The organism is Hafnia alvei (assembly GCF_034424155.1).
GTDB lineage: Bacteria > Pseudomonadota > Gammaproteobacteria > Enterobacterales > Enterobacteriaceae > Hafnia > Hafnia alvei.
Map to the genome: position 1 here is coordinate 3,107,427 of NZ_CP139992.1, position 22,857 is coordinate 3,130,283.

Consider the following 22,857-nt stretch of genomic DNA (forward strand, 5'->3'; position numbering starts at 1 on the left):
GCAAGAAAGTTGATGATTGATGAATACAACTAAATTGAATAGTGTTATCTCGCTGATTAGATATCAGAAAGACCTTTACGTTTTTCGTTAACTAGAATAAAGCTCGAGTACTGAATTTTTGAACACAGTGTCTCTAGCTTCATTTTTAGCTCCATCGTGTACACTTTCTTGGCATCCTTATCCATGATATTTTTATTTGAGTTGAGAAACTTAAACCCGTCGGTGATCTTATTGTAGTCTTCAGCATACTTAGGGTATTGGCTAGACTTCTCCTCGCGTAGGAAATTATAATTATCCATACATTTATTATTCGTAGATGAATAGGAATGGCCACCGACAATACTGCTTTTAGGCGGCGTATTCTCTTCCGTTGGCGTTAACTGACTGTTAGCATAAAAATAATCATACTCCAACTCATCTCCTCGGTAGTTTTGATTCGTTTTATTTGGCGAAGAACAACCGGACAGAAAAAAAGTTGTTCCTATAAGAAAAAATCCTATCTGTTTTTTATTCATACTATTTCCATTAATGATTAATAGAGGGGTATTGGTAAAGCCGTTCATTCAAACAAAATGGGCATTATGAGGTACAGGCAAACACAAAATTATTCGCACGACCGAACAAATAAGTGTTTTTAATTTTATGTACACTGATGTTAATTTCTTTTAAGTCTTTATTACGAAAAAACAAAAAATCAAGGATAGGTTCTGGTGAGAAAGACTCATCAACGGAATCATGGAAGTATGTGATCAGTTGAGCATCGTAGATAACAATACGTTTGGGTGCCACGACATGATACTTGAAATCAACGCTGCGAATGACATCCTGAGACACGCCATTTTTAGTTAAATACCCCGTCATTTCGGCATGCCCTTGCATTTTATCATTCAGACTAAATGAAATATTCCCGTCCAGCAGGTCTTTACTTTCACTATCGCTATAGGAAAACTCGCCATCGCATACAAAATTATATGATGGCTCATAGATAAAACAGACGTAGATAACTTCAAACGCCAATATGAAAGTAAAAAGGAGCAAAGTGACAATTTTTTTGTTCATTTTATATAGTATCCTTTACAAAAAAAGTATTCGTTTCTTCTTTTATCGACAATACATTCCGCAAGAAATGAACGCCCACTCCCTCGACTTTCTGGCTTTACAATAAATATTCTTTCAGGAATACATCGCACTTCACTGACTGTAATCAGCTTCACTGATGACTCCAACAAATCGCGTGATTGTCCTCGTGTATACTCAGGTAGAACATTGACGCTACAAGCATCAAACTTCCCGATATTTACGATAGGTGTATCGAGACTGTAGGTATCATTTTTGTATAAAACGTAGGTAAAAAACACCACAATAAAAATGGCCAGCGCGCTCATTGTCACAGTATAAATATAGCTTTTGTTACTCTGTTTTAGACTCTTATCCTTTTCAGTAAAATTCACGGGTTCTGCGTTACACTCTTTTTCTACACAGATAGATGCATTTAAACTAAACCCTACCTTTGGAATAGTTTTAATCACCTCATCATCAATACCCAACAAGGAAAATGTTCGCCTAAGAATAGAGATATATTGGTTAAGTGTATTATTAGATGAACGTAAGCCTTGCTTGTCCCATATATCTTCTAAAATTTGCTCTCTAGAAAGGATTTCACCTTTCTTATTGAGCAATAGACAAAGAAGATTACAGTTAGTAATCGTTAAGTTAATAACTTGCTCAGGGCTTTCTATACTCCAAATGGCACCGTCTGCAGGCTTAAACCTAACCGTCTCATTAATTTTATAAATCATGAATTTTACATTATATTGATTCAATTTATCACACTCACATCAGAGAAACTGAGCTATAAATACAGATAAGGCCCTCTGTTTTATAGTAAACAAGAACGCTGTTATAAAAAGCGTGTGAAATGAGATTTTTTCATATTTTCCCTCAATATTTTATCGATAAACCTTTTTACTTTTTCAGCACTTATGAAGTAGTAAGAATCATCTCAAATAAAACCGAGCGGGTAAAACAAGTGATGCGTGTGATTTATACAATTTATAAGAATTTTATTAAAACAATAATTAACCCAAGATAGGCAAAAACACCAAATATAAATAAACCAACCTGCACCCTGCGGGTTATTAGTCTGCTTAACATGGTTTTTTTAGAATATTTGCAATAATTTGATTGTGAAGTGTTTTTATAGAAAAGACTGGTTTTTTAGGAAAATTACCGCATTAATCGCCGCCTAAAAATCAATTTCATCATGACTTTTATTTTAGCTTACAGCTCAATTACCGCAATAATTCGAGATATAAATCTACCTTATAATTATAAAGACGACAATTTTCTTCAATCTTAAGCATCTCTATAGTATTTAGTATTATTTTTAATGAACATAAGGTGGTGATTGTTCTATGAAGATGTTTTTAGAGGTTTAAAAATCACAATATTCAGATATTCCTCCTCAATGAGGTGGATAAAAACCCCACCTCATCGCTTACATTAAAATACAAACAACATAATTACAACAAAATAAGATCATAATTAACAATGATTGATATCATAATAGGCCACTCTGGTTATCGACTTCGCTTGCTCAATCATCTCAAGGCTGCGATGAATCAAGCTGCGGCTTCTTTCACTGTCTTCTTGCAAAAAAAAACAATAAATCGGTGATCGTGTTCTGTGCCGTACGCGCAGAAATAGACGAGCTACGCAACCTCAACCAAAGATGGTCATACCGCGAGTACCAAACCATGATTTATTCTCATTTCGCAAACACAGCGCGCTTCACCGTCTGTACTCTAGATAGACCTGTGAGTAAAACATAATTAATTAGCAGTTAATAGATTATTCACTTTTAATTAAATTAATGATTATAGACATGCATATTAAAAAAACATTTGTGTGAGGTATGTTTATAACTAATTAAAAAATAACATTTTAAAAAATATTTTATTTACGCCATCAATATTCTAGATTCCAAATATTCCATAAAATTTAGTAAAAAAAGGCATGGTGCTATTTTTTACAATTACCACTCCGTCTATATCTAGTAATGTGATAATGAGAGATATAGAATCCTTGTTCTAATTTTGGCGTAATTAGTTTTCTTATTCATTTCCTAAGAATATATTTAGCAAAATATAATACGCAAAACAAATGATAGATAGAAGCCTAACAAGGATTGCGAGGCTTGCATGACAGAAAAGAGTTAATTATTTATCAAATAAATTCTTTCCCCTTAATTTATATAATATGGATATCAACAAACGCTTTCACTTAAACAATTTAAATCCACTTATCAATCAATACCCTATCTTCTTATGAATAAATATGAATACGCTACACAACATGGAAGTCGTTATGAAAAATGATAAAAGGCACACTAGCATATCAATGAGAAAAATAATCTCACCCAAGGGGGTAAAAATTACCTCTTGGGGGCTGATCCTTATCCAACTTCTTACACCATTGCTGATTTCTGCCAGCTCTGTTGCCCGCGCGGCTGAATATAGCAATATGAAGGCGCCGACGCTTGGTTCGCAATCCATCGTAGATAACACGGCAAACAACACCATTCCCTCTCTGGGAAGTGATAATACCGCATCGCCGAAGTCCGCCCCTGCCCCCGACTCTACAATGAGCGATAATGCAATGCAGGCCGGGAAAATTCTTTCCAGCGATAACATTGCTAATTCCTCTATCAACTATGCGAAAAGCGTGGGTGAAGATTTAATTAACCAGCAAATTAACGACTGGTTAAACCAAAAAGGCACAGCGCGCGTCAGCGTCGAATCTGATAACAAGATTGCAGGGGATATGTTACTTCCCATCATTGGAAATAACGACAAGCTCTTATTTACGCAACTTGGAATGCACGGTAATGAAGATCGAAATACCGCTAACTTAGGCCTCGGCTATCGCCAATATATTGGGGATTGGATATATGGCATTAATACCTTCTACGATTATGATTACACTGGGAAAAATGCGCGATTAGGCGTGGGCGGTGAAGCGTGGACTGATTACCTGAAACTGGCTGTCAATAGTTATTACGGTCTAACTGACTGGCATCAGTCTCATCTCTCTGATATGGACGATTATGACGAGCGGCCAGCGAATGGCTTTGACCTGCGCGCAGAAGCCTATTTGCCTTCATACCCACAACTGGGCGCCAACATTAAATATGAACAATACTTTGGCACAGGCATTGATTTAGGCACGGGCACCGATCCCGACGATTTAAAAGATAATCCAAAAGCACTGACCCTCGGCCTGAACTATACACCAGTCCCCCTGTTCACCTTGAAAGGTGAGCACTCCGTAGGTGATAAAAATGAAAGCCTCATCGGCCTTGATGTCACCTATCGCTTTGGTGTGCCATGGGAGCAACAAATTAGCACCGACTCGGTGGATACACTCCGTAGCCTGAAGGGCGGCATGTCTGAATTTGTCGACCGCGACTATGACATTGTTATGCAGTATCGCAAGCAGGATTTACTGCAGATTTCATTACCCGATAATGTGAATGCCAACGCTGCCGACACGATCGTCCTTCCTCTTACTGTGACCAAAGATAAATACGGCCTAAAAGATGTCGATTGGACGGCATCGCCTGAATTCATCGCAAACGGTGGGACATTCCGCAAACTATCACTCACCCAGTTGGAAGTGAAGTTGCCCGCATACGTGCATAACCAGCACGCCAATGCTGCGCAAAAATATGTCTTTAAAGCCGTGGGTATAGATAACAATGGCAATAGCTCAAACACAGCAACGACCACCATCAACGTCGCGCCATCTAAAACCGTCATTAGCCAATTAATTATCACCCCGTCAGGCGCAGTGCCCGCCAATAATACGGATTATTTCACCGTAACGGCCGTCGTTGTTGACGATAAGGGCCAACCGATGGCTGCACAAGCGATCACATTCAATGTGGATGATCTCAAAGACAGCAACGGCCAGTCCGCAGCAACGCTATTCAAAGACAATCATTCTGATGGTCAGGAACTCACAGCAAATACGGATAGTCAGGGAAAAGCGACAATATACGTGCGCAGTAAACTGGCTAAAGAAGGCACGATCACCGCGACCATGAGTAACGGTAACAATATCTCTGGCCGGCTAAACTTTGTTGCCGATACCACTTCGGCACAGATCAGCGCGCTGGACGTCATTAATAACAACGCCCCGTCCGATGGACAAAGTACCGATAAACTCAAAGTCACTGTTAAAGATGGTAATAACAACCCGCTTGCCAATGCCACCGTTGAGTTAAGTGCCTCCCATGGTGCAACGCTTGTCGGAGGTTCTACCGTGGTCACTGACACCGAAGGGCAAGCCACCGTCCTCGTGACTAGCCTCAACGGGGGCGACAGCACGATCACAGCACAAATCAACGGCACCACCAAAACCCAAGTCATTACCTTTGTTGCCGGTAAATCAACGCCAACTATTGCGCAAGGCGATCTGACAGCCACTCAAGATGCCGTTGCCAACGGTACCGCAACCAACAAGATCACCGCCAAAATCACCGATGCCAATGCGAAAACGGTTCCCGATGTCACGGTACATTTCACCGTCAGCAACGGAGCTAAAATCACCACGGTCAACGGTGTTACCGGCAGTGATGGCATCGCTACAGCGACGGTCACCAGCCTCAAGGCAGAGACCTATACCGTCACGGCTCAAATTCAAGACTCAGAAAACAGCGCCCAAGTGGATACCCACTTTATCGCTGACAGCGCAACCGCCACCATTACCGATAGTCATCTGACTATTGATCCGAACGGCGCGTTGGACAACGGTGTAGACACCGACAACGTTGAAGCGATTGTCACGGACGCCAACGGAAACCTTGTGCCGAATATCCCAGTGAATTTTGTTGCCGCATCTGGGGCAATCATCACTACGGCGATCGGCACCACGGACACAAATGGTAAGGCGACCACAACGGTCACCAGCAAAATATCCGGGAAATACGCCGTCACGGCGACGGTCAACGGAAATTCAGCTAGCAAAGACGCGGTATTTGTCGCTGACAGCGGAACGGCGAGGATTGCCTCTGGCGATCTGAAAGTCACTGTGGATAACGCGTTGGCCAACGGAACCGCAATGGATGCCGTTCAAGCCAAAGTCACCGATGCATATGGCAACCCCGTTAACAACGTTACAGTAAGCTTTACCGCCGACAACGGTGCTGTAGTCACCACCGCATCAGCGGTAACAGACGCCAGCGGCTTGGCCAGCACAACCCTAAGCAATACAACGTCGGGAACCACAAACATTGTTGCCGCCGTTAACGGCACAAACCAGAATGTAAATATTAACTTCGCACCGGATGATTCAACGGCAACGATTATCAACGGCAACCTCGTCGTTACCCAGAACAATGCCAAAGCCAACGGCACGGACAGCAACAAAGTCCAAGCCACTGTGACAGACGCCAACGGAAACCGCGTTCCCAATACGACGGTGACCTTCGCGGCAGACAACGGAGCCACGGTCATCACGACATCGGTCACCACTGACGCTCAGGGGCTGGCAGAAGCTGCACTGACTAATGTCAAAGCGGGGGACACCAAAGTTACAGCAACGGTTAACGGCAATAGTCAAAACGTGACGACCACCTTTGCGGCCGACGACAGCACGTCAACGATAACCCGTTCTAATTTCACGGTAACCGTGAACAATGCGAAGGCCGACGGCGTCGATACCAATACGGTGCAGGCTAAGGTCACCGATGCGCAGGGGAACGCGGTTCCTAATGCCACCGTCAACTTCACGGCCGACAATGGCGCAGGCGTCGTGACATCATCCACCACCACCGATAATCAAGGCCTTGCCAGTACAAATCTGACTAACGTCAAAGCCGGGACCACCAAAGTGACGGCAGCGGTTAACGGCCATAGCCAAACGGTAGACACCACGTTTATCGCCAACGACAGCACCGCAACCATCGTAAGCGGCGACTTGACCGTAACCGTCAACAACGCCAAAGCCAACGGCACGGACAGCAACAAAGTTCAAGCCAAGGTCACTGACGCCAGTGGAAACCCTGTGCCGAATACCGTGGTCAGCTTCGTGGCGGATAACGGCGCAACAGTCGTCACTGCCTCGGTGACGACCGATGACCAAGGTTCGGCTACCACTACCCTCACCAACGTCAAAGCGGGGAACACTAAAGTTACGGCAACGGTTAACGGCCATAACCAAGCGGTAGACACCACGTTTGTCGCCGATGACAGCACCGCAACCATCGTGAGCGGCGACTTGAATGTAACCATCAACAACGCCAAAGCCAACGGCGCGGACAGCAACAAAGTTCAAGCCACCGTGACAGACGCCAGTGGTAACCCAGTACCGAATACCGTGGTCAGCTTCACGGCGGACAACGACGCAACAATCGTCACGGCCTCGGTAACCACCGACGGACAAGGACAGGCCAGCACCACGCTGACCAACGTTAAAGCCGGGATCACCAAAGTGACGGCAGCGGTTAACGGCAACAGCCAGACGGTAGACACCACGTTTATCGCCGACGACAGCACGGCAACCATCGTGAACGGCGACTTAACGGTAACCGTCAACAATGCCAAAGCCAACGGCACGGACAGCAACAAAGTTCAAGCCACCGTGACGGACGCCAGTGGTAACCCGGTGCCGAATACCGCTGTTAACTTCACTGCGGATAACGGCGCAACAATCGTCACTGCCTCGGTAACCACCGATGACCAAGGTTTGGCTACTACTACCCTCACCAACGTCAAAGCGGGGAGCACTAAGGTTACAGCAACGGTTAACGGCCATAGCCAAACGGTAGATACCACGTTTGTCGCCGACGACAGCACGTCAACGATAACTCGTTCTAACTTCACGGTAACCGCGAACAATGCGAAGGCCGACGGCGTCGATACCAATACGGTGCAGGCTAAGGTCACCGATGCGCAGGGGAACGTGGTTCCTAACGTCACCGTCAACTTCACAGCTGACAATGGCGCAGGCGTCGCAACGTCATCTGCCACCACCGATAATCAAGGACTTGCCAGTACAAATCTGACTAACATCACGACGGGGATCACGAAAGTCACGGCCTCCATCAATGGCACCAGCCAAACGGTGGATACATCCTTTGAGGCTGACAGCGGAACATCTACGATTACCGCAGGTAACCTGACCGTAACGCTTAACAACGCCAAAGCCAATGGCTCGGCCACCAATGCGGTTCAAGCAAAAGTGACCGATGCTCAAGGCAATGCGGTACCGAATGTTGATGTCAGCTTCAGTGCGAACAACGGCGCCACGGTAATCTCGGCAACCGCCAAAACCGATATTCAAGGCCTAGCCAGTACCACACTAACCAACGTGACCGCGGGCACAACGAAAGTCACGGCGGCCATCAACGGCAACCGCCAAACGGTAGACACCACGTTTATCGCCGACGACAGCACCGCAACCATCGTAAGCGGCGACTTGACCGTAACTGTCAACAACGCCAAAGCCAACGGCACGGACAGCAACAAAGTTCAAGCCAAGGTCACTGACGCCAGTGGTAACCCGGTGCCGAATACCGCGGTCAGCTTCACGGCGGATAACGGCGCAACAATCGTCACGGCCTCGGTGACGACCGATGACCAAGGTTCGGCTACCACCACCCTCACCAACGTCAAAGCCGGGATCACTAAGGTTACGGCAACGGTTAACGGTAACAGCCAAACGGTAAACACCACGTTTGTCGCCGATGACAGCACCGCAACCATCGTGAACGGCGACTTGAACGTAACCATCAACAACGCCAAAGCCAACGGCGCGGACAGCAACAAAGTCCAGGCTAAAGTGACAGATGCCACGGGTAACCTGGTGCCGAATACCGCGGTCAGCTTCACGGCAGATAACGGCGCAACAATCGTCACGGCCTCGGTGACCACCGACGGACAAGGGCTGGCCAGCACCACGCTGACCAACGTCAAAGCGGGGATCACCAAAGTCACGGCAGCGGTTAACGGCCATAGCCAAACGGTAAACACCACGTTTGTGGCCGACAGCGGCACGGCGACCATTGTAAACGGCGATTTGACCGTAACCGTCAACAATGCCAAAGCCAACGGCACGGACAGCAACAAAGTTCAAGCCACCGTGACGGATGCCAGTGGTAATCCGGTGCCGAATACCGCGGTTAACTTCACAGCGGATACACCACGTTTATCGCCGACGACAGCACGGCAACCATCGTGAGCGGCGACTTGACCGTAACCGTCAACAACGCCAAAGCCAACGGCGCGGACAGCAACAAAGTTCAAGCCAAGATAACGGACGCCAGTGGTAACCCGGTGCCGAATACCGCGGTCAGCTTCACGGCGGATAACGGCGCTGCAGTCGTCACTGCCTCGGTGACCACCGACGCTCAAGGGCTGGCCAGCACCACGCTGACCAACGTCAAAGCGGGGATCACGAAAGTCACGGCAGCGGTTAACGGCCATAGTCAAACGGTAGACACCACGTTTATTGCCGATGACAGCACCGCAACCATCGTGAACGGCGACTTAACGGTGAGCATCAACAATGCCAAAGCCAACGGCGCGGACAGCAACAAAGTGCAGGCTAAAGTGACGGACGCCACGGGTAACCCGGTACTGAATACCGCGGTCAGCTTCACGGCGGATAACGGCGCAACGGTCATCAAGACATCGGTGACCACCGACGCTCAAGGGCTGGCAAGCACCACGCTGACCAACATCAAAGCCGGGATCACGAAAGTGACAGCAACGGTTAACGGTAATAGCCAAACAGTAGATACCACGTTTGTCGCCGACAACAGCACCGCAACTATTGTGGATGGTGCATTAACGATCTCCGTTGATAATGCCAAAGCTAACGGCACAGACACCAATAAGGTTCTGGCGACTGTCACGGATGCTCAGGGTAACTACGTGCCTAATGCCACCGTCAGCTTCACGGCAAATAACGGCGCAACGGTCGTCACCGCCTCGGTGAACACCGACGCTCAAGGATTGGCAAGCACCACGCTGACCAACGTCAAAGCGGGGATCACTAAAGTCACGGCAGCGGTTAACGGCCATAGCCAAACGGTAGATACCACGTTTGTGGCCGACAGCAGCACCGCAACTATTGTGGATGGTGCATTAACGATCTCCGTTGATAACGCCAAAGCCAACGGCACGGACAGCAACACCGTTCAAGCCACCGTGACGGATGCCAGTGGTAATCCAGTGCCGAATACCGCTGTTAACTTCACAGCGGATAACGGCGCAACAATCGTCACTGCCTCGGTGATGACCGATGACCAAGGTTCGGCTACCACTACCCTCACCAATGTCAAAGCGGGGATCACTAAAGTCACTGCAACGGTTAACGGCAACAGCCAAACGGTAGATACCACGTTTATCGCCGACGGCAGCACCGCAACCATTGTGGATGGTGCATTAACGATCTCCGTTGATAATGCCAAAGCTAACGGCACAGACACCAATAAGGTTCAGGCGACTGTCACGGATGCTACGGGTAACCCAGTGCCGAATACCGCGGTTAACTTCACGGCGGATAACGGCGCCACGGTCATCAAGACATCGGTGACCACCGACGGACAAGGGCTGGCCAGCACCACGCTGACCAACGTCAAAGCCGGGATCACGAAAGTGACAGCAACGGTTAACGGCCATAGCCAAACGGTAGATACCACGTTTATCGCCGACGACAGCACGGCGACCATCGTGGGCGGCGACTTAACGGTAACCGTCAACAATGCCAAAGCCAACGGCGCGGACAGCAACAAAGTTCAAGCCACCGTGACTGACGCCAGTGGTAATCCAGTGCCGAATACCGCGGTTAACTTCACAGCGGATAACGGCGCAACAATTGTCACTGCCTCGGTGACCACCGATGACCAAGGTTTGGCTACCACTACCCTCACCAACGTGAAGGCAGGGATCACCCAAGTCACGGCAACGGTTAACGGTCATAGCCAGACGGTAGACACCACGTTTGTGGCCGACAGCAGCACGGCGACCATCGTGAGCAGCGACTTGACGGTGACCGTCAACAATGTCAAAGCCAACGGCACGGACACCAATGCGGTTCAAGCCAAGGTGACAGACGCCACGGGCAACCCGGTGCCGAATACCGCTGTTAGTTTCACGGCGGATAACGGTGCTACGGTCGTCACTACCTCGGTGACCACCAATGACCAAGGGCTGGCCAGCACCACGCTGACTAACGTTAAAGCGGGGATCACTAAAGTGACTGCAACGGCTAACGGCAACAGCCAAACGGTAGATACCACGTTTGTCGCCGACGGCAGCACCGCAACTATTGTGGATGGTGCATTAACGATCTCCGTTGATAATGCCAAAGCTAACGGCACAGACACCAATAAGGTTCTGGCGACTGTCACGGATGCTCAGGGTAACTACGTGCCTAATGCCACCGTCAGCTTCACGGCTGACAATGGCGGCGCGGTAACGACTGCAACGGTGACCACCGATGACCAAGGCTCGGCTACCACGACCCTCACCAACGTGAAGGCAGGGATCACCAAAGTGACAGCAACGGTTAATGGCAATAGCCAAGCAGTAGATACCACGTTTGTCGCCGACGGCAGCACCGCAACCATTGTGGATGGCGCATTAGCAATCACTGTTGATAATGCGAAAGCTAACGGCACAGACACCAATAAGGTTCTGGCGACTGTCACGGATGCTCAAGGTAACTACGTGCCTAATACCAGCGTCAGCTTTACAGCAGATAATGGCGCAACAGTCGTTACTGCCGCGGTGACCACCGATGACCAAGGGCTAGCAAGCACCACGCTGACCAACGTTAAAGCGGGGATCACCAAAGTGACTGCGACGGTTAACGGCCATAGCCAAACGGTAGACACCACGTTTGTGGCCGACAGCAGCACAGCGACCATCGCGAGCGGCAACTTAACGGTAAGCGTCAACAATGCCAAAGCTAACGGTACGGACAGCAATGCGGTTCAAGCCAAGGTCACTGACGCCACGGGTAACCCAGTGCCAAATACCGCTGTCAGCTTCACGGCAGATAACGGCGCAACAGTCGTCACTGCATCGGTGACTACCGATAACCAAGGTTTGGCTACCACTACCCTCACCAACGTGCAGACAGGGATCACCAAAGTCACGGCAACGGCTAACGGCCATAGCCAGACGGTAGACACCACGTTTGTTGCAGACAGCAGCACGGCGACCATCGTGAGCGGCGACTTGACGGTCACCGTGGATAACGCCACAGCCGACGGTGTTGCTACCGATAAGGTGCAAGCTAAAGTCACGGATGCGAATGGAAACCTAGTGCCGAATGTTAGCGTCAGTTTCACGGCGGATAACGGCGCAACGGTAACCACGGCAACGGCAATGACGGATGCGCAAGGTCTGGCAACCACCACGCTGACCAACATCACGGCGGGGATCACCAAAGTCACGGCAACGGCTAACGGTCAGAGCCAAACGGTGAATGCGACCTTTGTGGCGGATATCACGACCGCGGCGGTGAATACCGTCACGCTCAACGACAGCACGACCAATAAAATAGCCAACGGGACCGATTCCTTTACCTACACCGCCATAGTGAAAGATGCACACGGCAATCTTGTTTCGAACGCCACGGTGAACTGGTCTGAAGACCAAGGTAATGCCGTAACATTGCAGGCTGCCAGCAGTGTTACCGACGCTAACGGCAAAGCCACCATGGTTCTGACCAGTACCACTACGGAAACATTATCAGTGCAAGTATCGGCATCCTTAACCAACGGAACCGCGGTTAACGCAGATAAGCAAGTTAACTTCAACCAGCTGATGGTGACAGTACATGGGTTTACTGACGATGCGACAAACAACAGCAGAATCCCGAATGCCAAAATTGATGTCACTATCGATGGCAATACCACAACCACAACCAGCGATACAGAGGGTAAATACAATTTAGTTCTTCCACTGGGGAGTTATAATGTCAAAGTCAGCGCAACCGGCTTTACCACATTAAATACAACGCTCGATATTCCAGCGGTAACGGACCTACAGCATGATTTTAATCTGTCACCGGATTTAGCGGGTAACGCGGGGCGTATTGTTCTCACATGGAATGCCCAGCCCGCTGACCTAAATGCCATGCTCTGGGTGCCTTCCATCGGCGACCCATCCAATAAAATTCCAGTTAGCTACATGGATCAATCGCCGAGCGGCGCAGATGCAGCGCTGGATGTGGATGCAAGAAATGACTATGGCCCTGAAACCATCACGATAAAGAGTATGCATTCAGGAGTGTATTGTTACCTTGTAAATAAAGCATCTGGGGCTGTCGACAGTGGCGCGAAGGTTAATCTTTACTTATCCGATGGAACATCACAGGAGTTTAAAGTTAATGATGAGCACGGCACCAATAGTTGGAGTACATGGACCGTGTTTAAAATTGACACCACGTCAGGCCAAGTTAAAGTCCAGGATATAAATAAGCTAGGAAACCAATGTGCTTAATTCTGTGTTACTGCCATCGTAGTAATGGTGACCGCTCAGGCGGTCACCGATGTTGATAAATTTAAGACAATAAAATCAATGGCGCTAAAGTAATTAGCGCCATTTTTTTACTGGAAGTGGCACCAATATGCCACGAGCACGGCTCGCGAGTCGTCGCTCTTTAAAGCAGACTCACTATCAAAAATACCTATGACTTACTTAAGCTGCTCAATCATCTCTTGGCTGCGATGAATAAAGCTGCGGCTTCTTTCGCTATCTTCCTGCAACAAGCAAACGAACAACAAATCGGTAATAGTATTTTGTGCCGTGCGCGCAGAAATAGAAGAGCTACGCCAGCGTGCCTCATCAGCAATGGTATCAAGAACAAAATCAGCCAGCTTTCTGAGCGGGCTATCTTGCAGCGACGTTATCGCTATGATTTTTGCCCCCTTTTCCTGCGCCGCTTGAGCCGCAATCACTATCTCTTTCAACGCTCCCGAGTAAGAGATAACAATTTGCACATCCCCTTCCCCTAACGATTGAGCAACCGTCATCTGCACGTGACTGTCCATTTCATTCATCACGGGGTAGCCTATTTTCATCAGCTTATATGCCAAGTCTTTCGCCACCAGCGACGAGCCGCCCATGCCCATGATCTGCACTCGGCGAGCCGCCTTGATTTCAGCAACCGTGCTCTCCAACTGCGCCAAATTTACGCTGTCGGTAGTCATCCTCAGGGCTTGTTGCTTCGCTCGGAATAGTTTTTCTGCAATCACCGACGGCGTGTCATGAACATTAATGTCGTTATGCAAGTGCTGCTCTGATTCAGCGCTCTGCTTACTTTGCTGCCCCCACTCCTCAATCAAGGCCATTTTGAGGTTAGTAAACCCTTTGAACCCCAATCGCTGAGCAAATTTCACAATGCTCGACTGGCTGATATTCAAAATGCTGGCGAGCTCTTGCGAAGAGCACTGCTTCAACTTATCGGGATTAGCCAAAATATAATCGGCAATAATACGTTCACCGGGCGTAAAGGCGTCTTTGTTGAGAGTGATTCGTTGTAGGCAGCGCATTTGGACTCGGTCAGCAGGAGGTAAGTAGCCGCTATCTTACCTTGCATAGCGCAAAAAATGGAGGCTGGATTCTTAGGTAAGCATTCACTTCGTCCATGACGCAGCCCAATTGGCAGGCATTTCTAAGCGGGAGAAAGAGTCGATATCAATCACAAAAAATGCGCATAAAATTATTAATTCTTTAAATTGCATTAATTTTGGAATAATTTATTCCTCAACTTTACGCATCTGAGAATACTGAAATGAACATTGACCTCTCCCGCCTGCAAACTGAAGGCCGTAACATCGCCAGCGAAAACATCGACACCCTGTCTACTTTAGATATGCTGACGATTATTAACCAAGAAGATCAAAAGGTTGCTCTAGCCGTTGAGCGTATTCTGCCGCAAATCGCGCAGGCCGTGGATGCTATCGCTCTGGCCTTTAGCCAAGGTGGGCGTCTTATTTATTGCGGCGCAGGCACCTCGGGGCGACTCGGTATTCTAGACGCAAGTGAATGCCCGCCAACCTACGGCACCCCGCATGAGCAGGTGGTCGGGTTAATCGCCGGAGGCCACACCGCGATCCTACGCGCGGTGGAAAATGCCGAAGATAACGTCGAGTTGGGCGAGCAAGATCTGAAAGACCATCAACTCTCTGAGCGTGACGTGGTTGTGGGTATCGCCGCCAGCGGAAGAACGCCTTATGTTATCGGCGCGATGAAATATGCGCGCTCAGTTGGCGCCACCACCGTTTCATTAACCTGCAACGCCAGCAGCGCCATGAGCCAATTAGCCGATATCGCGCTTGAAGCCGTGGTAGGGCCAGAAGTGGTAACGGGTTCATCAAGAATGAAAGCGGGTACAGCACAAAAAATGGTGCTGAATATGCTCACCACGGGAGCGATGATCCGCAGCGGAAAAGTGTATGGCAACCTCATGGTGGATGTTGAGGCTACCAACGCCAAGCTGGTTCAACGCCAAATTGACATCGTCATGCAGGCCACAGAGTGTAGCCGCGATGAAGCCATTAAAGCGCTCAGCGAATGTAAAAGACACTGTAAAACCGCCATTTTGATGATTCTCGCCCAGCTCTCTGCGGCAGAAGCCGGCACGGTTCTTGCGCAAAATAATGGTTTTATCCGCCAAGCCTTAGCCTCACGTACTCAGGGAGTTTAGCGATGGCTAAAATAACGGATGCCACCATCACGCAAATTTTGGCGAACGTTGGCGGTAATAACAATATCACCCTATGCGGGCATTGCATGACGCGGCTACGCCTTACCTTAGTCGATCGATCTCGCGTTAATCACGCCGAGCTAAAAAAGATCGCTGGGGTCATGGGTGTTATTGAAGGCAACGACCAGCTGCAAATTGTACTGGGACCTGGCAAGGCGCAAACCGCCAGTGAAATGATGAATGTGAGCCTTAGCCAATCTTCGTCACAATCACCAGCCGATGGCAGCACGCCAGAAACTGATTTGAATGCCCTTGCGGCGGAAAATAAAAAGCAGCTCAAGAGTAAGCAAAATAACGCCTTTCACAGCTTTCTGACAAAATTCGCGACGATCTTCACCCCGCTCATTCCCGGCTTTATCGCTGCGGGTCTGCTACTCGGCATCGCGACGCTGCTCCAGCAAACCTTAATACTCGACGGTGAAATCGCGCCGATTTGGCTCACTAGCCTGATTGGCTATATGAAAACCTTCAGCGTGGGCTTATTTACCTTCCTGAGTATCCTCATTGGCTTCAACACCCAAAAAGCCTTTGGCGGAACCGGCGTGAATGGTGCCATTATCGCGTCGTTGTTTATTCTGCGTTACAGCGCAGAAGGAACCGTGGGCTACTACGCAGGGATCGATAACTTCTTCGGTTTAGTGATAGACCCAAGGGGCAATATCATCGGTGTGCTGCTGGCCTGTATGCTCGGCGCGTGGATTGAGCGAAAAGTACGCAAAGTTATCCCTGATAACCTGGACATGATCCTCACCTCCTCCATTACGCTCCTCATCACCGGTGCCATAACCTATGTGGTTATCATGCCAATCGGCGTCGAACTCTTTAAGGGGATGTCTTGGCTGTTTCTGCATTTAAACGGTAACCCATTCGGCACCGCATTATTGGCGGGGCTGTTCCTGATTGCGGTGGTATTTGGTATTCATCAGGGATTTGTACCGGTTTATTTTGCTTTGATGGATGCACAAGGATTTAACTCCTTGTTCCCTATCCTGGCAATGGCCGGCGGCGGGCAGGTTGGTGCTGCGTTAGCGTTATACTTAAGAGCCAAGCCGGGCTCGACCCTACGTATGCAAATTAAGGGTGCCATATTTCCCGGATTACTCGGAATTGGCGAGCCGCTGATTTATGGTGTCACGCTGCCCCGCTTAAAACCGTTTATTACCGCCTGTTTTGGTGGTGCCGTAGGCGGGTTCTTTATCGGACTGGTGGCTTATATGGGACTACCTATTGGTTTGAATACCGTATTTGGTCCGTCTGGTTTGGTTTCCATACCGCTGATCACTTCATCGCAAGGCATCTATGCCGGTATGCTGGTTTATGTTGCAGGCGTTGCCATCTCGTATGCTGCTGGGTTTATTCTGACGCTACTGTTTGGCTGCAAAAACGTTGACCTGACATAATGATATTTAGCGCCATGCGTTCAGTGACACATGGCGCTAACCGTAATTACAGCAGCCACTCAATCGGCAAATAATATGCGATTCTGGCTAAAATACGTTTGTATAGCGGGCTATCAGGCTCTTTATGATGAATTTCTTTTTCATCATTTTCGTACTCTATCCAATTAATTTTTCGCCGCGGGGCAAGCACTAACTGAAATGCTTTATCATGCAGGCTAGCAATAAATCGCTGATGAGTGGACGAAGCCAGCGATTCACTTTCTATCACAAATCCCATCTCGGTATTTAACCGAGCCGAGCGCGGGTCGAAATTAAATGAACCAATAAAGACTAACCGCCCGTCAACCGCAAAAGTTTTGGCATGCAAGCTGGAACCAGAGTGCCCGGTTAAGCCCCGATCACGTAAGCGCTCTTTCCTTGCAGGCCGCTCGGTTTCATTGGCTTTCATTTCAAACAATTCAATACCGCAACGCAGCAGGGTTTTTCGCCATTTGGCGTAACCCGCATGCACAATGGCCACATCGTTTGCCGCAAGAGAATTAGTGAGTACCGTCATTTTCACCCCCTGCCGCGCTAAATAAACCAGCTGTGACACACCGGTACGGGTAGGGACAAAATAGGCTGAGATAATATCCATGCTCACTTTTGGCTCACCAATCATCTTAAATAGGCGTGATGCCATAAGCGCTTTCGTCGCCAGATCTCCGCGGCCTTTAAGCGGATCATCGCTGAACAACTGCACCTTTGCCCACGTCAACGGCAGCTCATTGTTCTCCATTTTACGCGCTAGAAATTTATCACGCAGACGCTTTAAATATTCTTTGGCTCGCGCTCTACCGCCAACCTCTTCAATCGTTAGGCCATGCAGAAAGCGTTTTTCCGACGCTTTACCAAGAACGTCTTCTGCCGGAGATACACACGCTGAAGTCCAATAACGCTCGAAATCCTGACAAACATCCGCAACCACGTTGCCCACGGCCAACACGTCCAAATCAGAAAAAAGCGGCTGCTCACCAATACCGAAATACTCATCCCCAACATTGCGCCCACCGACGATGGTCGCCTGACGATCAAACGTCATGCTTTTATTGTGCATACGCCGATTAAGCCTTTTAAAATCGGTTAAGTAGCACAAACAACGCATGCGCCGTAGTTGGAAGGGGTTAAAAAGTTTTACGCTGATATTGGGATGCGCGTTGAGACGACGCAGTGATTCATCCAAACCGCCGGTGTTGTTGTCATCCAGCAATAAACGAACCTTTACCCCACGCTCGGCGGCGCGAAATAATGCACTGAACAGCAGTCGACCCGAGAGATCGTTGTGCCAGATGTAATACTGCACATCCAGCGTTTTCTCAGCCATGTTGGTGAGTAAATATCTTGCAGCGAAAGCGTCATTGCCCTCTTCTAAGGGATAAACACCGCTCAACTCAGGATGGCGATCGCATAGCGGTTGGATAAGCCGAGCTAAACGAGAATTAACTAATTGTTCACTGCTCATCACAAATATTACTCACTGAATCACCTTGGAAGGATGGTGGCCTGAGAAATCAAATTTGAACACTCGTGCATAGAGCATAGGCTAAAAATATAGCATGCCAGCAAATAGGCTTAGAGAGAGATTGTCTTAAAATCGGCTCCATTAAAAATCTCTTAGTTAAATCGCACTTATCGTTCAAATAGCGCCTGTAACAAAACGCTGCCGCTGCGCATTTTATCTTCCAGTGACTAAATGTTATACAGATCACACTATACTGCCAAAATCCTTTTAAAAGAGTACAATACGCCATCGATTTTTGGGGCGATGAGCCCGGTATTCGCAACTTATTAATAGCGTGAATTAAAGGTGAGGTTGTTGTGTTTGAGAGCTATGGTGTACTCAATATCTGGACGTACGTTCTCGGTGCGATTTTCATCATTATGGTACCGGGGCCAAATACGCTGTTTGTACTCAAAACTGGTATTACGCGCGGCGTTAAAGAAGGTTACAAAGCCGCGCTAGCGGTCTTTATCGGTGATGCGGTTTTGATCTTTTGTGCCTATATCGGCATTGCGTCGCTGATCCGCTCTTCCCCATTTTTGTTTTCGCTGGTGAAAATGCTCGGCGCGCTCTATCTGCTCTATCTTGGGCTGAAAATCCTGTACAGCACGCTGTCTAAAAAAGGTCAAAGCCAGAGCTCAGCGCACGAAGAACCTGAGCATGTTTTTCGTAAAGCGTTAACGCTGAGCTTAACCAACCCTAAGGCGATCCTGTTTTACGTATCGTTCTTCGTGCAGTTCATCGATATGAACTATGCACATAGCGGCATTTCCTTTGCAATTTTAGCGGTCATTTTAGAAATGATTAGCTTCTGCTATATGACGCTGTTGATCTTTTCCGGCGCTGCGCTAGCGCATTTCCTGAGCGAAAAGAAACGCCTCGCCAAACTGGGTAATTCGATGGTGGGTCTTTTATTCCTCGGATTTGCTACCAAACTTGCGACTTCTGCTTAATACAACACGGCTTGAAGCAAAAGGCTCCTTTTCAGGAGCCTTTTTTGCGTGTTAGAGTTTCTCTTGCAGATATTTAATAAAGTCATTGTTTGCTTATTACGCAAAACAGTTAAAGATCAAGAAAATTCATCGCCTCCCTTACAAACTCCATAATTTTTCCTTTCTTGTTTGTTATCCACACAAGTTTTTACCAAGTGTATATTTCATATTTTTTTATTGAGATAACTTTACAAAAAAATATTTATTCTTATATGCGAGCTATTCTCTTTATTTTTAGGTCCAGTAGTATCATTACTCGTGAAATTATCTTTTTTGTTTGTGCCAAGCCACAGACTAAGGTGACCAGATTGAGTACTAAAGGACAACATCAGCAACTGGTAGAAACACTGTCTGAATGGATAGAACAGAATTTAGATAAACGTATCGTGATTGATGATATTGCGAAGCGGGCGGGATATTCGAAATGGTATCTACAGCGATTATTTAAAGAGGTGACAGGCGATAACTTAGCGTCTTATGTTCGCCATCGCCGATTGATGCGCGCCGCAGCAGAATTAAAACGGACGGATAAGAAAATTATGGATATAACACTGCAATATGGTTTTGAAAGCCAGCAGACCTTTACCCGCGCCTTCAAGCGACGCTTTGGGACTTCACCGGGGGTATTCAGACAGGCTCCATCCTCCATGTATGAGAATTAAAATGAGTGATAATTCCTATAGGATCAAAAAATTTATCTTAATCTCACCTCATGTTTATCAGAGCGAGTATTTATTAGAGCGAGGAGAAACACCCTCCTCGCTGCTATTCATGATTCAATAACGTGTTATGCGTCGTTATTTTTTGACAGAATCTTGAATCTTAGTGTCTGCCTGCCATACACGATATTTCACATCAACACCCTGCGGCACATAGACTACGATTGGCAAACGGCTGTTATAACGCTGCATGGCGGAATCACCCAAGTTTGCCGTAACAAACTGGCTGTGCTTGGTGTTATCAGGGCAAGCCATCATGGTTGATGCAGGCTCTGAAATTTTTTCCATCACTAAGTAGTCATAACCCCAACCAGACAGCGTTTTGCTTTCCAGTTTGCCGCCCATCATATGGCGATTGCAGTCTACATCCATTGTTTTGCCAATCAGCAACTCAACTTTGAAGTCATTTTCATTTTCTTGCTTCGGTAAATAAATGACCTGACGGCTCATGCCTTTTTCCGCTTGCGGATAAGGTGCAACTTTTTCCAGTGGCTGTTTGCTGAGATCGTCATTTGCACCCGCGGTAGCCGCGATAGCACCGGCAGAAGAAGCCAATAATAAGCTAGCCAATACGGCTGAAACCTTGTTCATAATATGTCCCTACATACAGATAATGATATTAATGTCACTACGTTAGCATAGCGTGGCAAAAAACATTATAGGTCAATTCTGATTAATTCACGTTGCTGATGTAGTCATATTTTATATTTCAAAAGAAAACTCCGAATAAATGAATATGTGATGTTTAGACATAAAAAAAGGCTATTCCGTAAACGGAACAGCCTGATTAATTCAGCTAGGATAATTTATGAATAATTATTCAGCGCCTTGGCTGCGCAGATAATCTTCATAGTTACCAGAGAAATCAATCGTCTTGGTTGGCGTAATTTCTAAAATACGCGTCGCCAGTGAACTAACAAATTCACGGTCATGGGAGACGAAGACCAATGTGCCTTCGTACATTTCCAGCGCCATGTTGAGCGCTTCGATAGATTCCATATCCATGTGGTTCGTTGGTTCATCCATAACCAAGATATTTGGACGCTGCATCATCAGCTTACCAAACAGCATACGACCCTTTTCACCACCGGACAGCACTTTGACCGACTTTTTAATATCGTCTTGGCTGAACAGCAAACGGCCAAGATAGCCGCGAACAACCTGCTCGTCGTCGCTTGGCTGTTTCCACTGGCTCATCCAATCAAACAGGGTTAAATCTTCCGCAAATTCGCTTTCATGATCCTGTGCGTAGTAACCGATATTGGCGTTTTCAGACCATTTAGCAAAACCGCTATCTGGCTCAAGCTCGCCCACTAAGGTTTTCAGCAGCGTAGTTTTACCCACGCCGTTGGTACCAAGAACGGCTAGCTTGTCGCCCACTTCCAGCAACATACGCAGGTTTTTGAACAGCGGGCCATTATCAAAGCCTTTGCTTAAACCATCAATTTCCAACGCGTTACGGAACAGTTTTTTATCCTGTTCGAAGCGAATGAATGGGTTCTGGCGGCTAGAGGCTTTAACTTCGTCCAGCTTAATTTTATCAATCTGGCGAGCACGCGAAGTTGCCTGCTTAGATTTCGAGGCGTTCGCACTAAAGCGGCTAACAAACGACTGCAGTTCAGAAATCTGTGCTTTCTTTTTCGCGTTATCAGACATCAAACGCTCGCGCGCCTGCGTTGCCGCCGTCATGTATTCGTCGTAGTTGCCCGGATAAACGCGCAGCTCGCCGTAATCCAAGTCAGCCATGTGCGTACACACCATATTCAGGAAGTGACGGTCATGGGAAATGATAATCATGGTGCTGTTGCGTTCGTTCAGCACGGTTTCCAGCCAACGAATGGTGTCGATGTCCAAGTTGTTGGTTGGTTCGTCGAGCAGCAGAATGTCTGGGTTCGAGAACAGCGCCTGTGCCAGTAAAACACGCAGTTTCCAACCTGGTGCAATTTCACTCATCAGGCCATAGTGTTGCTCAACGGGAATACCCACGCCCAGCAATAACTCGCCCGCACGCGACTCGGCGCTGTATCCATCCATCTCGCCATATACGACTTCTAGATCGGCCACTTTATAGCCTTCTTCTTCCGTCATTTCTGGCAGCGCATAGATGCGATCGCGTTCGGCCTTCACGTCCCACAGTTCAGTGTGGCCCATGATAACGGTATCGATAACGGTATAGTTTTCGAATGCGAACTGATCCTGACGCAGTTTACCCAAACGTTCGTTCGGATCGAGGAACACGTTACCGCCGCTTGGCACTAAATCGCCGCCGAGGATTTTCATCAGCGTGGATTTACCGCAGCCGTTTGCCCCGATAAGACCATAGCGATTTCCGCCACCAAATTTGACAGAAATGTTTTCAAACAACGGCTTACTGCCGAACTGCATCGTGATGTTATTGCTGATTAACAAGACTAGTACTC

The 22,857-nt window shown here is 47.7% G+C and carries 13 protein-coding genes; 6 read left to right on the top strand and 7 right to left on the bottom strand.

Annotation, left to right across the window (positions count from 1 at the left end; all coding sequences use genetic code 11):
- Positions 1 to 56: 56 nt before the first annotated feature.
- The 3 genes from U0008_RS14550 to U0008_RS14560 all read right to left on the bottom strand — a co-directional run bounded on the left by U0008_RS14550 (position 57) and on the right by U0008_RS14560 (position 1,799).
- Entirely contained in the window at positions 57 to 515 is a 459-nt protein-coding gene (locus U0008_RS14550; RefSeq protein ID WP_025797598.1) for a YuaE family lipoprotein, read from the bottom strand.
- A 64-nt stretch (positions 516 to 579) separates the two neighbouring features.
- Positions 580 to 1,059, bottom strand: coding sequence for a hypothetical protein (locus tag U0008_RS14555; RefSeq protein WP_043494412.1), 480 nt, complete (start codon positions 1,057 to 1,059; stop codon positions 580 to 582).
- Positions 1,056 to 1,799 carry a winged helix-turn-helix domain-containing protein gene (locus tag U0008_RS14560; RefSeq protein WP_043494415.1) on the bottom strand — a complete coding sequence of 248 codons (744 nt, stop codon included), beginning with the start codon at positions 1,797 to 1,799 and terminating at the stop codon, positions 1,056 to 1,058. The genes U0008_RS14555 and U0008_RS14560 overlap by 4 nt, the downstream gene beginning before the upstream one ends.
- A gap of 1,600 nt (positions 1,800 to 3,399) precedes the next feature.
- Between U0008_RS14560 and U0008_RS14565 the strand changes: the two genes are divergently transcribed.
- Positions 3,400 to 9,240, top strand: coding sequence for an Ig-like domain-containing protein (locus tag U0008_RS14565; protein WP_170159084.1), 5,841 nt, complete (start codon positions 3,400 to 3,402; stop codon positions 9,238 to 9,240).
- The gene (locus tag U0008_RS14570; RefSeq protein ID WP_121626074.1) at positions 9,237 to 13,517 is read left to right on the top strand and encodes an Ig-like domain-containing protein; all 4,281 of its coding nucleotides are present in this window, start codon (positions 9,237 to 9,239) and stop codon (positions 13,515 to 13,517) included. Before U0008_RS14565 ends, U0008_RS14570 begins: the two co-directional genes overlap by 4 nt.
- 194 nt (positions 13,518 to 13,711) lie before the next feature.
- On the opposite strand, the gene U0008_RS14575 is transcribed toward U0008_RS14570, so the two are convergent.
- Positions 13,712 to 14,569 carry an SIS domain-containing protein gene (locus U0008_RS14575; RefSeq protein ID WP_043494441.1) on the bottom strand — a complete coding sequence of 286 codons (858 nt, stop codon included), beginning with the start codon at positions 14,567 to 14,569 and terminating at the stop codon, positions 13,712 to 13,714.
- Positions 14,570 to 14,811: 242 nt separating this feature from the next.
- On the opposite strand from U0008_RS14575, the gene murQ reads away from it, so the two are divergent.
- Positions 14,812 to 15,726 carry an N-acetylmuramic acid 6-phosphate etherase gene (gene murQ, locus U0008_RS14580; RefSeq protein ID WP_043494443.1) on the top strand — a complete coding sequence of 305 codons (915 nt, stop codon included), beginning with the start codon at positions 14,812 to 14,814 and terminating at the stop codon, positions 15,724 to 15,726.
- A gap of 2 nt (positions 15,727 to 15,728) precedes the next feature.
- Complete coding sequence (gene murP / locus U0008_RS14585) at positions 15,729 to 17,186, top strand: PTS N-acetylmuramic acid transporter subunit IIBC (RefSeq protein WP_043494446.1); 1,458 nt, start codon at positions 15,729 to 15,731, stop codon at positions 17,184 to 17,186.
- Between the two features lie 46 nt (positions 17,187 to 17,232).
- On the opposite strand, the gene U0008_RS14590 is transcribed toward murP, so the two are convergent.
- Positions 17,233 to 18,687, bottom strand: a complete 1,455-nt coding sequence (locus tag U0008_RS14590; RefSeq protein ID WP_043494449.1) for a phospholipase D family protein — start codon at positions 18,685 to 18,687, stop codon at positions 17,233 to 17,235.
- Between the two features lie 356 nt (positions 18,688 to 19,043).
- On the opposite strand from U0008_RS14590, the gene leuE reads away from it, so the two are divergent.
- Both leuE and U0008_RS14600 read left to right on the top strand, forming a co-directional pair.
- On the top strand, positions 19,044 to 19,679 hold the full coding sequence (gene leuE / locus U0008_RS14595; RefSeq protein WP_025797575.1) for a leucine efflux protein LeuE: 636 nt from the start codon (positions 19,044 to 19,046) through the stop codon (positions 19,677 to 19,679).
- A gap of 347 nt (positions 19,680 to 20,026) precedes the next feature.
- A complete protein-coding gene (locus U0008_RS14600; RefSeq protein WP_025797573.1) occupies positions 20,027 to 20,380 on the top strand; it encodes a helix-turn-helix domain-containing protein in 354 nt (117 codons plus the stop codon).
- 135 nt (positions 20,381 to 20,515) lie between these two features.
- Here U0008_RS14600 and eco read toward each other — a convergent pair whose 3' ends face one another.
- Positions 20,516 to 21,028 carry a serine protease inhibitor ecotin gene (eco, locus tag U0008_RS14605; protein ID WP_025797571.1) on the bottom strand — a complete coding sequence of 171 codons (513 nt, stop codon included), beginning with the start codon at positions 21,026 to 21,028 and terminating at the stop codon, positions 20,516 to 20,518.
- A gap of 225 nt (positions 21,029 to 21,253) precedes the next feature.
- Entirely contained in the window at positions 21,254 to 22,846 is a 1,593-nt protein-coding gene (locus tag U0008_RS14610; RefSeq protein WP_025797570.1) for an ABC-F family ATPase, read from the bottom strand.
- Between the last annotated feature and the right edge of the window lie 11 nt (positions 22,847 to 22,857).